This window comes from Agrobacterium tumefaciens, assembly GCF_013318015.2.
Taxonomy (GTDB): Bacteria; Pseudomonadota; Alphaproteobacteria; order Rhizobiales; family Rhizobiaceae; genus Agrobacterium; species Agrobacterium tumefaciens.
Genome location: NZ_CP115841.1, coordinates 2,364,561 through 2,377,375, shown reverse-complemented (window position 1 = coordinate 2,377,375; position 12,815 = coordinate 2,364,561). Strand labels below are relative to the sequence as shown.

The 12,815-nt window shown below is 59.1% G+C and carries 3 protein-coding genes; 2 read left to right on the top strand and 1 reads right to left on the bottom strand.

Annotated features, from left to right (window positions below; all coding sequences use genetic code 11):
* Nucleotides 1-558 precede the first annotated feature (558 nt).
* Nucleotides 559-9,054, top strand: coding sequence for a GH36-type glycosyl hydrolase domain-containing protein (locus G6L97_RS11615; RefSeq protein ID WP_111782554.1), 8,496 nt, complete (start codon nucleotides 559-561; stop codon nucleotides 9,052-9,054).
* An 816-nt stretch (nucleotides 9,055-9,870) separates the two neighbouring features.
* Here G6L97_RS11615 and G6L97_RS11610 read toward each other — a convergent pair.
* A complete protein-coding gene (locus G6L97_RS11610) occupies nucleotides 9,871-11,634 on the bottom strand; it encodes a glucan ABC transporter ATP-binding protein/ permease (RefSeq protein ID WP_013636948.1) in 1,764 nt (587 codons plus the stop codon).
* Nucleotides 11,635-11,971: 337 nt separating this feature from the next.
* Between G6L97_RS11610 and G6L97_RS11605 the strand changes: the two genes are divergently transcribed.
* On the top strand, nucleotides 11,972-12,709 hold the full coding sequence (locus G6L97_RS11605) for a LuxR family transcriptional regulator (RefSeq protein ID WP_111782556.1): 738 nt from the start codon (nucleotides 11,972-11,974) through the stop codon (nucleotides 12,707-12,709).
* The last annotated feature ends 106 nt before the right edge of the window (nucleotides 12,710-12,815 follow it).

Here is a 12,815-nt window from a genome sequence, read left to right as displayed (position 1 = left end):
CCCTGGTTACGCCGCTTTTTTCCAGCGCTTTTTGCAAATTTCATAGCAGCATATACGCGGGCATGTAAGGGGCGTTCCCGGAGCCGGAATGCCTTGAAATTCATCGCTTGCATCGTATCGCGACAGGTGGCATGGAACTATAGACGTCCTGGGGCATTAGCGTTTCGGATGTGGCGCAGGCCTTCTCGGCCTCGCGTTGCCCTTCAGGTGTCAAAGGGGGACTATCTGACGTTGCGCGAACAATTTTCGCCGTGGGGGAAGGTGCGAAATCCGGTTGGAACGGCATTGCCGGGCCATAGGGCGAAATTTTCCTGTCGTCGAAAATCCATTGTCCGCAGAGATCCCCGGCTTTGCATGGTCGGAGGGATCGCGCAGCAAAACGCCGTGCTTGCGGATATTCGCCGTTTGACGATGCGTTGCACACAACGTCTGATCCGGTTCACCGAAGGTTCAGGATAAGTCATAAATATAGCGTGGCCCGATTTCGTGCGTATTCCCGCCACGGACGAAACGCCGGTCAAGTCGAACAATTCTCCATAAAGTTCAGAATACGAGCCGATGTCATTTCATATTACCCCGACCGCCGCCGCCCGTGATTCCGAGACGAAGCAGATCGATCACAATGATTCGATTCGCGCGTCCTATATGACGGTCGAGGAACTGCATGATGCCGGTGCCGCGCTTTCGCGCGACGGTGCCGATACCCTTCCCGGCTTCATGGAGTTCGACTTCTTCGAGCGCCACCGTGAGAACGAGAAGGAAATCCTGCGGGTCTACCGCACAACGGCCGTCGACGCGGAAAATGGCGCGACGATAACGCCGGCGGCGGAATGGCTGCTCGACAACCACTACGTCATCGAAGAGGCGATCCAGGAAGTCCGCCGCGATTTTCCGCGCAAGTTCTATCGCCAGCTGCCGACAATGACGGTGGGCGGCGTGACGATCCCGCGGGTCATGGCGCTCGGCTGGCTTTATGTCGCCCATACCCACAGCACGGTCTCGCGCGAGAATATGACGGCGCTGGTGGATGGCTACCAGACGTCGAAGACGCTGCAGATCGGCGAATTGTGGGCGCTGCCCTCCATCATCCGTTTTGTCCTCATCGAAAATCTTCGCCGCATCTCCATTCGCGTGGAACGCTCGCGCCGCATGCGCCAGAAGGCGAATGAAGTCGTCGACGAAATCATTCGCCTGAACGATGCGGAAGCCTCCGCAGCGCTTCTCAAGCAGGTCGATTCGCTGGTCGATGACCCGACGTTTGCGACGCAGTTCCTCTATCGCCTCAGAAACGGCTCGCAGACTTCGGGTTTTGCGGTTGCTTGGCTTGAAGAACGCCTGCATGCTGCGGGCACCGACGCTGAAAACGTCATGATGTCGGAACACAACCGGCTGGCCTCCGGCAATGTGACGATGGGCAATATCGTCAAGAGCCTGAGGGAAATCGACGATACCGAATGGTCGGTGTGGTTCGAGGAAGTCAGCCATATCGACAAGGTCCTGCGCGAGGAAACCGATTACGAGATTCTCGATTTCGGTTCGCGCAACACCTATCGCAACACGATCGAGCTTCTTGCGCGTCGCTCCCCCAAGACAGAGGTAGAGGTCGCGCGTGCCGCCGTGGAAATGGCGAGATCCGGCGAGCCTGCCGAGGTGTCTGAAAACCATCGCGTCAATGTCGGCTCCGTACTCGTCGGCGAGCGCCGGTTCGAGCTTGAAAAGGTGCTCGCTTACAGGCCGCTGGTCTCGCAGCATATCGTCCGGTCTATGCGCAAGTTCAACTGGCTCGCAATTGCGGCGCCAGTGTTTCTCATCACCGCGCTCGTCATGCTTGCCGTCGGCTGGTTCCTGGCCGAAGCGGGCATGCCCTGGTATGTGGTGACCGCATTCCTCTTGATGTTTGCATTGCCTGCTTCGGAAGGCGCGACCGGTCTGTTCAACACGCTCGTCACTTTCTTCGTGAAGCCGTTCCGGTTGGTCGGATACGAGTTCAAGAACGGTATTCCACAGGACGCCCGCACGCTTGTTGCCGTGCCCTGCATGTTGACCAGCCGCGACAGCGTCGACGAGATGATGCGCAATATCGAGGTGCATTATCTCGCCAATCCGCATGGCGAGATTTATTTCGCGCTGGTCAGCGACTGGCGCGATGCCCAATATGAGCAGTCCGGCGACGATCTCGAGATTCTCGAATATGCCAAGCGCGAACTGGCGGCGCTGAACAGCCGTTATGCCTTCGATGGCAAGACGCGTTTCTACCTGCTGCACCGCCGCCGCATCTACAACCCGTCCGAAGGCTGCTGGATGGGCTGGGAGCGCAAGCGTGGCAAGCTGCATGAACTGAACATGCTGCTGCGCGGCGACAAGGACACGACATTCCTCGGTGGCGCCAATATCGTGCCGGCCGATGTCAAATACGTCATGACGCTTGATGCCGATACGCGCCTGATGCGCGATGCGGTGACCAAGCTCGTCGGCAAGATGCATCACCCGATCAACCGCCCCGTCATCGATCCGGTCTCGGGACGTGTGGTTGAAGGTTATGGCCTGTTGCAGCCGCGCGTTACGCCTTCGCTGACGACGGGCAAGGATGCCTCCGTCTTCCAGCGTGTCTTCTCGATCAATCGCGGTATCGACCCTTACGTCTTCACCGTTTCCGACGTTTATCAGGACCTGACCTCCGAAGGCACCTTCACCGGTAAGGGTCTTTACGACGTGGATGCCTTCGAGGCGGCGCTTAAGGGCCGGATCGAGGAAAACTCCATCCTCAGCCATGATTTGCTCGAAGGATCCTTTGCGCGCTGCGCGCTGGTGACCGATGTGGAACTGGTCGAGGATTTCCCAACCCGCTACGAGGTGGAAGTCTCGCGCCAGCATCGCTGGGCGCGTGGCGACTGGCAGCTGCTTCCCTATATTCTCGACCGCGCCCGTGGTGTTACCGCGATCGGCCGGTGGAAGATGGTCGATAACCTTCGCCGTTCGCTGACGCCGATTGCATGGTTCTTCGCCTCGATCCTCGGCTGGTATTTCATGGACCCGCTCGGTGCGCTGATCTGGCAGATCCTGCTGATCTTCTCGCTGTTCGTCGCTCCGACGCTCTCGCTGCTTTCCGGCCTCGTGCCGCGCTCCACTGATATCGTGCCTCAGGCGCATTTCCACACCATCTGGTCGGAAATCCGCGCCACCAATGCGCAGGTTGCGCTGCGTATCGTCTTCATTGCCGATTCTGCCTGCATGATGACGGATGCAATTGTCCGTTCGCTCTACCGTCTGCTCGTCAGCCACAAGCTGATGCTGGAATGGCGCACCGCCGCCAGCATGCAGTCTAGCGCCCAGGGCGGCATCACCTATTATTTCCGCCAGATGTGGCATGCGCCTGTTGTGGCCATGCTCGGCCTGTTGTTTGCGGCGCTGCCCGGTGACAATGCCTTCCTGATCGGCATTCCCTTCACACTGCTCTGGGTTCTGTCTCCCGCGGTTGCCTGGTATGTCAGCCAGTCGGCGGAAACCGAAGACCGGCTGTTCGTTTCGGAACACGTCTCTTTCGAGCTTCGCAAGATCGCGCGTCGCACATGGCGTTATTACGAAGCCTTCGTGACGCCGCAGGAAAACCACCTGCCGCCGGACAACTTCCAGGAAACGCCGGAGCCGATTGTTGCCTCGCGTACATCGCCTACCAATATCGGCGTTTACCTGCTTTCCATCATTTCGGCGCGCCAGTTTGGCTGGATCAGCTTTGCCGATACGCTGGAGCGGATCGAGAACACGATCCAGACCGTCGAGAAGATGGAGAAACATCGCGGCCATCTCTACAACTGGTACCATACGGACACGCTGCAGACGCTTGGTCCCCGTTACGTTTCGGCGGTGGACAGCGGTAATCTCGCCGGTCACCTGATTGCGGTTTCGTCTGCCTGCCGCCAGTGGGCGGAAGCGCCTTCCGCGCATCTTCAGGGTAATCTCGACGGTATCGGCGATCTCGCCGGTATTCTGCGCGAAACGCTGAAAGCGCTGCCTGACGACCGCAAGAACCTGCGTCCGCTGCATCGCCGCCTCGAAGAACGCATCATCGGTTTTTCGAACGCTCTTGCCTCGGTCAAGCGCGAGCATGAATTCGCATCGATCCGCGTCATCAATCTTGCGGTACTCGCGCGCGACATCCAGAAGCTCGCTACCAATGTCGATCACGAAGTGAAGTCTGCGCAGAGCGCGGAAGTGACCCGCTGGGCGCAATTGCTCGTGGATTGCTGCGAGGCGCATATTTCAGACAGCGCCATCGACCTCACCAATATGGAGCCGCTACGCCAGCGTCTTGCATCGCTGCGCGACCGCAGCCGCAACCTCGCTTTCTCGATGGATTTCACGTTCCTTTATCGCAAGGACCGCCGTCTTCTGTCGATCGGCTACCGCGTCGAAAGCAAGGAACTGGACGAGGCCTGCTACGACCTTCTGGCGTCCGAATGCCGCCTGACCAGCCTGTTTGCCATCGCCAAGGGCGATCTGCCGACCGAGCACTGGTACCGTCTCGGCCGCCAGGTCGTGCCGATCGGTGCGCAGGGCGCGTTGGTCTCCTGGTCGGGTTCGATGTTCGAATATCTGATGCCTCCGCTCGTCATGCAGGAGCGTCAGGGTGGCATTCTCAACCAGACCAACAATCTGATCGTCAAGGAACAGATGAACCACGGCCGCCGTCTCGGCACGCCATGGGGCATTTCCGAAGCGGCGTTCAATGCCCGCGATCACAACATGAACTACCAGTACACCAACTTCGGTGTGCCGACGCTTGGCCTCAAGCGCGGTCTCGGCCAGAATGCTGTCATCGCGCCCTATGCGTCGATCCTCGCCAGCCAGTACGATCCTGACGGTGCGCTGGAAAACCTCGACAAGCTGCGCAAGCTTGGCGCGCTTGGACAGTACGGCTTCCATGATGCCGTGGATTTCACGCCGACACGTGTGCCTGACGGCAAGGTCTGCGCGGTGGTCTACAACTATTATGCCCACCACCACGGCATGTCGATCGCGGCTGTCGCCAACGTCGCCTTTGACGGTGTGTTGCGCGAACTCTTCCATTCCGACCCGGTAATCGAGGCGGCCGAACTCCTGTTGCAGGAAAAGGCACCGCGCGAAGTGCCTGTCATGAGCGCCAAATACGAGCCGGAAACCCCCGGCAAGGAACAGGCAGACCTGCTGCGTGCGGAAGTGCGCTCCATCGCCGACCCGGCCGTGCGCGACCGCGAAGTGGTGTTCCTGTCGAACGGCCATTATTCGACGATGCTCACCTCAACGGGTGCGGGATATTCGAAATGGAACGGTCAGGCGATTTCCCGCTGGAAGGCCGACCCGACCGAAGATCGTTGGGGAACCTTCATCTTCCTGCGCGATACCACCAATGGACAATGGTGGAGTGCGACGGCTGAGCCGCGTGTCATCGAAGGCGAAAAGACCAAGACGATCTTCACCGACGACAAGGCCGAATTCCACAAGAATGTCGGCGATCTGCAGAGCGTCGTTGAATGCATCGTCGCCACTGAGCACGATGCCGATGGCCGCCGCGTCACGCTGCTCAATGTCGGTTCCGAGGATCGCTACATTGAAGTGACCTCCTATATGGAGCCGGTCATTGCGTCGGAAGACGACGACAACGCCCATCCGCTGTTCTCGCGCATGTTCGTGCAGACGGAGATCGGCCGGCGCGGCGATGTGATCCGCGCCTGGCGTAACCGCCGCAGCCCGAATGAGCCCGGAACGATCATCGCGCATCTTGCTGCCGATAACGCCGGCCCATCGCGCCCGACGGAGTTCGAGACGGACCGTGCCAAGTTCATCGGCCGCGGCCGATCGCTCGGTGAAGCGGCTGCATTCGATACCGGTGCCACGCTTTCCAACACCGACGGCTTCACGCTCGATCCAATCCTGTCGTTGCGCCGCACTGTGCGCGTACCGGCCGGCAAGAAGGTGAGCGTGATTTTCTGGACGATTGCCGCGCCGAGCCGCGAGGAAGTCGACAAGGCGATCGATCGTTATCGCCATCCGGACGCATTTGCCCATGAACTCGTGCATGCATGGACGCGCACGCAGGTGCAGATGCGCCATGTGGGTGTCACTTCGCAGCAGGCAGCCGCTTTCCAGCATCTCGGCCGTTATCTGACCTATCCGGACATGCATCTGCGCGCGGATTCGGAAACGCTGAAAACGGGCCTCGCTTCGCAGCGGGCGCTTTGGCCGCTTGCCATTTCGGGCGATTTCCCGATCTTCAGCCTGCGTATCAACGACGATATGGACATGGATATTGCCCGTGAGGCGCTCAGCGCCCACGAATATCTGCGTTCGCGCGGCGTGATCTTCGATCTCGTCATCGTCAACGAACGGGCCGCGTCGTATGCACAGGATATGCAGCATGCTCTGGATCATATTTCCGAGGCACAGCGTCGCATCAATCCCGCCGATGGTGGTAGGCCGCATGTGTTCTCCGTTCGCCGCGACTTGATGGACGAAGAGACATGGAGCGCGCTTCTGGCGGCCTCCCGCGTCGTGCTGCATGTGCGGAATGGCAAGATTGTCGACCAGATCAACCGCGCCGTGTCGCTTTTTGCGGCGCATCGCGGTCCTGACGGCGCTACTGAGGCCGCGCAGGCTCGCCTGCCGGTGCCTGCGTTCCCCGTCGCTGAGGCTGTCGAGGATGCCGGCGATCTCGATTTCTGGAACGGTTTTGGTGGTTTCGCCAAAAGCGGAGAGGAATATGTCGTGCGCCTGCATGGTGGGCAATCCACGCCGCATCCTTGGATCAACGTCATCTCGAACGAAAGTTTCGGCTTCCATGTGTCGGCGGAAGGCGCTGGTTTCACCTGGAGCCGCAATTCCCGTGACTATCAGCTGACACCCTGGAGCAACGATCCGGTCATCAACCGGCCGGGCGAGGCCTTCTATGTTGCCGATGTGGAAACAGGAAAGCTCTATACGCCCTGTGCTGCCCTTTCGCGTGATCCGGAAGCCCTGTTCGAAACCCGTCACGGTCTAGGTTACTCCGTAATGACCGGCAAGACGGATAAGCTTGAAGTTGAGGTGACGCAGACGGTAGACCGTGAAAAGCCGGTAAAGTTCTCGCAGCTCATCGTACGCAACAAGGGTTCGAAAAGCCGCCGCCTGAAGGTCTATGCTTATGTGGAATGGGTGCTGGGCAATAATGGCCAGAAATCTGCGCCGTTCATCCTGAGCAGGCACGATGCCAGCAGCAATGCGATTTTTGCTTCGAACCCTTACAGCATCGACTATAGCACCCGCACTGCCTTCCTGACGCTCGACAGCGAGGCAAGCGGCTTCACCACCAGCCGCCGTGAATTCATCGGCCGCTTCGGTTCTGCACAGGCTCCGCAGGGCATTGTGTCCGGTGCGGCACTCAGTGGCAGCACCGAGGTGGACGGCGATCCCTGCGCCGCCTTGATGCAGGAAATCCACCTGAAGCCCGGTGAAGAACGGCATATGACCTTCATTCTCGGCGATGCCGACAATGCGGAGGAGGCGGCAACGCTGGTCGAACAAGTCCGTGCGGCGGATTTCCAGTCGGTGCTGGAGGGCAGCAAGGCGTTCTGGACTGGCTTTACCGGTCAGTTGCAGGTTACCACGCCCGATGCCGGCTTCAACCACATGGTCAATAGCTGGTTGCCCTATCAGGCGCTGGCGTGCCGCATCCTGGCGCGCACGGCCTTCTATCAGTCGAGCGGCGCCTTCGGCTTCCGTGACCAGCTTCAGGACACGCTGGCATTCCTGCTCTACCAGCCGGATCTCGCTCGCAAGCAGATCCTGCGTGCGGCAGGCCGCCAGTTTGCTGAAGGCGATGTCCAGCATTGGTGGCTGCCTTTGACCGGTGCAGGTGTCCGCACGACGATCTCTGATGACGTGGTCTGGCTCGCTTATGCGATCAACCAGTATGTCTCGGCTACGGGCGATGCGGCCATCCTTGATGAAAGCATCCCCTTCATCAAGGGACCGGCATTGATGCCGGGGCAGCACGATGCCTTCTTCCAGCCGGAGACGAGCGACAAATCCGCTAGCCTCTACGAACACGCGGCGCTGGCGCTTGATCTCGCGATCCATCGCACCGGCGAAAACGGTCTGCCGCTGATCCTGGGCGGTGACTGGAACGACGGCATGAACCGTGTCGGCATCGGCGGCAAGGGCACCAGTGTCTGGCTTGGCTGGTTCCTGGCCGGAGCGCTTCGCGACTTCATCGCGATCGCCGAAAAGCGCGGTGATGCAGACCGTGTCGGCAGGTGGTCGGCGCATCGCGAAAAGCTTCGCAATGCTCTCGAAACTGCGGGCTGGGACGGCAGCTACTACCGTCGCGGTTATTTCGACGACGGCACGCCGCTCGGTTCCGCCACCAGCGAGGAATGCCAGATCGATTCACTTGGCCAGAGCTGGAGCGTTCTTTCCGGCGAGGGTGAGGAAGGCCGGTCACGGCAGGCGATGGACGCCGTCATTGAGCATCTGGTCGATGAAAAGGCCGGTATCATCCGTCTGTTCACCCCGCCATTCTCGCGGGCACCGCATGATCCGGGTTATATCAAGGGATATCCGCCGGGTGTGCGCGAAAACGGCGGACAATATACCCACGCGGCGACCTGGGTAGTGCTTGCCCTTGCCAAGCAGGGGCGTGCGCAGGAGGCGTGGAACTGCTTCAAGCTGCTCAACCCGGTCAACCATGCGCTCGACGCGGCATCGTCCGAAACCTATCGGGTCGAACCCTACGTGGTGACCGCCGATGTCTATGGTGAGGGCGCTTATGCAGGTCGCGGCGGCTGGAGCTGGTACACGGGTTCCGCCGGCTGGCTCTATCGCGCCGCGATCGAGGGCATTCTCGGTATCACCCGAACCGAAGGCAAGCTTCACATCGCGCCGTCGCTGCCCGAAGACTGGAGCGGCTTCTCGGTGAAGATCACGCTGGACGGTAAAGCAAAGGACATCGTCGTCAGCCGTAAGGCCGGCACGGCGGAGGTCTCTGTATCCGTCGACGGCAAGCCCCTGTCGGCTGACGATCGGGTGATCCCGTTCGACTGAGACGACCGGCTCTACGTTTGCTTTTAAAATCAGGCTCCTGCGGTGACGCAGGGGCCCGAATTTTTATTGTGGCTGCCCTGCTATTGTTTGTCTGCACGGAGGCGCGGTGACGACTTTGTCCTGGCGGGTATCTCCAGCATCATCTCATGAGAGAAATGACACAGCCTCGCGACGGTCTTGCAAGGGCCACCGAGAATGTAAGGCGTGCTCCTCTCGACGTGGCACGCAGGCAGAGCAGTTTTACAGAGCCATGTTTCTGCGCTGCTGGATCGCCGAATGCTGATGGCTAAGGCTAAGGCTTGGCCCTTGCCTGCATTATCAAGGTACATGTCTGCAGCTTCGTGGACCTTGGAAAACGGACAAAGAAAAAGGGCAGACACCACGGTGCCCGCCCTTATTATATTCCGTAAGCCAGAGTGTCAGGAGGCGATGGCTTTCGGCCGGGGCTGAATTTTTATTGTGGCTGCCCTGCTATTGTTTGTCTGCACGGAGGCGCGGTGACGACTTTGTCCTGACGGGTATCTCCAGCATCATCTCATGAGAGAAATGACACAGCCTCGCGACGCTCTTGCGGGGGCCACCGAGAATGTAAGGCGTGCTCCTCTCGACGTGGAACGCAGGCAGAGCAGTTTTACAGAGCCATGTTTCTGCGCTGTTGGATCGCTGAATGCTGATGGCCAAGGCTGAGGCTAAGGCTAGGTCCTTGCCTGCATTATCAAGGTACATGTCTGCAGCTTCGCAGACCTTGGAAAACGGACAAAGAAAAAGGGCGGACACCACGGTGCCCGCCCTTATTATATTCCGTAAGCCAGAGTGTCAGGAGGCGATGGCTTTCGGCCGGGGCTGGCCCTCGTCCTCTGTCAGCAGGCCGCTGGTGCGCAGCAGCGAGGTGAAGCGTCCGCCACGCTGGCTGAGCTCGTCAAACGTGCCCTTTTCAATGATACGGCCCTGATCGAGGAACAGCACCTGATCGGCATCGCGCACCGTGGAAAGGCGGTGGGCGATGATGAAGGTCGTGCGGTTCATTCTCAGCGCGTCCACGGCGGCCTTAACCCGTGCTTCCGTTTCCACGTCCAGCGCGCTGGTTGCCTCGTCAAGGACCAGGATGGGAGCGTTCTTCAGGATAGCACGCGCAATGGCGATACGCTGGCGCTCGCCACCGGACAGGCGGTTGCCGCGTTCACCCACCTGGGTCAGGTAGCCGGTGATACGGCTGTCGATGAAATCCGTCGCAGCAGCAGCTGCTGCTGCTTCCACGACCTCCGCGTCGGTAGCAGATTCGCGACCAAGGCGGATGTTTTCGCGGATGGAGCGGTTCAGAAGGCCGGCATCCTGGAACACCGTGGCGATGGAGTTTCTGAGCGAGTTCTTCGTCACCGTCGAGATGTCGGTTCCATCGATCAGAATCTGGCCTGAATCCGGATCATAGACACGCTGCAGAAGATTGATGAGCGTGGTCTTGCCCGCGCCCGTCGGTCCGACGATGGCAATCGTCTGGCCGGCCTTGGCCGTAAACGAGATGTCGTGGACGCCCTGCTTGGTGTTGGCGAAACCGAAATTGACGTTGCGGAACTCCACGGTGCCGGAGACATTGGACAATTCGCGGGCGTCGCCCGGTTCTTCCCGTTCCTTGACGGAATCCTCCAGCACGAAGAAATCCTCGAGCTTTGCGCGCGCCTCGAAAATCTGGGTCACGAACTGACGCATCTGATCGAGACGGCCGATGAGAAGATTGGCGAAACCGATGAAGGCAATCACGTCACCGACGCGCAATTCGCCGTTCTTCACCAGCACGGTGCCGATGACGAGGATGATCATCATCGAAACGGTGGAGGCAGTGCGGTTCAAGGCACTTGCGAAAGCCCACCAGTCGAGCACCGGATATTGGGCGCTCAGCAGTTTTTCGGTGAAGGATTTCAGCGCCTTCGTTTCAGCCTCGATGCGGTTGTAGCTGTGCAGGACGGACACGTTGCTGATGGAATCGCTGACATGGGCAAAAACGCTGTGATAATGCTCCTCGACCGAAGCCTGGCCATCCTTGGTGCGGCCCATCACCCACTTGCCAATGAACCAGTAGACGATGCCAAGACCGATCAGGACGAAGCTGAGGCGCAGGTCCATGGCAATGGCTGTCGGAATAAGCAGTACGAGCGCGACGAAAGTCGCCAGATGCGTGCGCATGAATTCGAGCCAAAGGCCGAACAGCGTCTCGCTGGCGCGCAGAAGCGTATGCAGCGCGTTCGAGGTGCCTCGCAGATGGTGCCAGGAGAGCGGCATGGAGATGATCCGGCCGAAGGCTTCCGTCAGCAGGGTCGCGCGGCGACCGTGGGCCAGCCGGTCGGCCTCGCGGGCGACAGCGACATAAGCCACGGTGTTGAAGACGCCGAAACCCGCCCACAGGATGAGGATGGACGTGACATCGGAGCCGGAGGAGATGGCGTCGATGATCCGTCCAAACAGCACGGGTTCGGCAATGGTGATCGCTGCAAGAATGATGTTGGCGATGACAACGATCAACACCCGCCATTTATGTACGGTCAGATAGCGCAGGGCGCGTGTGTAAACCTGAAACAAAGTCAAATTTTCAATCCAGTCCAGCGTCGGTTTCGAGCGGTTGATTGTTCGGTCTCAATACAATGCTGTTTTAGCAAGGTTGCATGAGACGGCGAAATTTGTGTAATTATCGCTCTTTCAGTCTGAATGGCGGCTTAACAAACCGAGCACGCGTGCGAACCGAAAAAAAACTGAACCCGATGTTTCTAGGGGACGCCGTCACAAGATTTTGCATGTTCGTTTCAGGGATTGCTAACGACGATATGTTCAGTCTGAACCGACCGGCGCCCGAGTAACATGACGTCCTCGCGGGACCATGTCGTTCATGTCATCCCTTCCAGCCAAGCTCCGGGCATGTGTCTTTATGCATGATATTCTTCACTTCATCTCTGCGTGCTACCAGGCGGGAAACGCTGATCGTGTTCGCTCCGAATTTGTAACACTTATTCGCGAATATGGTTTCGAATATTTCCTCGTCAGCCGGCGGATGACCGGGGAGCTTGCTTCCACCGGCCAGATTCTCGCACAACATCTCCCGGAAGGGTGGATCGAGGTCTACCGCGCCAAGAAATATAATCTTGTCGATCCCGTCCGTAAGGTGATCGGCATGGTGCACAAGCCGTTTCAGTGGAAAGAGGCGCTTGAGGGCCTGCCCCGCGCGATGCATCGAAAAAGGGCGAATGTGTTTTTTCACGATGCCGGCCGTTACGGTCTGCAGGGTGGGTATGCCTTTCCGGTGCACGGGCGCGCGGGATTCATCGGCGCGGTGTTCCTTGGCGGCGAGGACCGGCAATTGCCCTCGTTGCACGTTGAGCTACTGGATGCGGCCACGCGCGCGGTGTTCTGGCGTCTGCTCGATCTTTCAGGTCAGGTCCATAACCTCAGCAACGCGCCGAATGTTTCCGCTCTTGAACTTACAAGGCGGGAAATGGAAGTGCTGACGCTGATGGCTGATGGCATGACCTCAACCGAAATTGGACGCCAGCTATCGATCTCCAATCACACGGTCGACTGGTATATCAATGGAATCCAGCGTCGGTTCAGCGCCAAGAACAGGCAGCATACTGTAGCACTCGCCTTTCGCAACGGCTTGCTGAGCTAGTTACGACAGTACGCTTCTCTCCCGAATTGCCCTTTTCAAGACCGGGTTTTGCTGCTTAATTCCGCAGTGCAGCAGAAATTCTGTTTTGGCGTGTGGGGAGACCGTC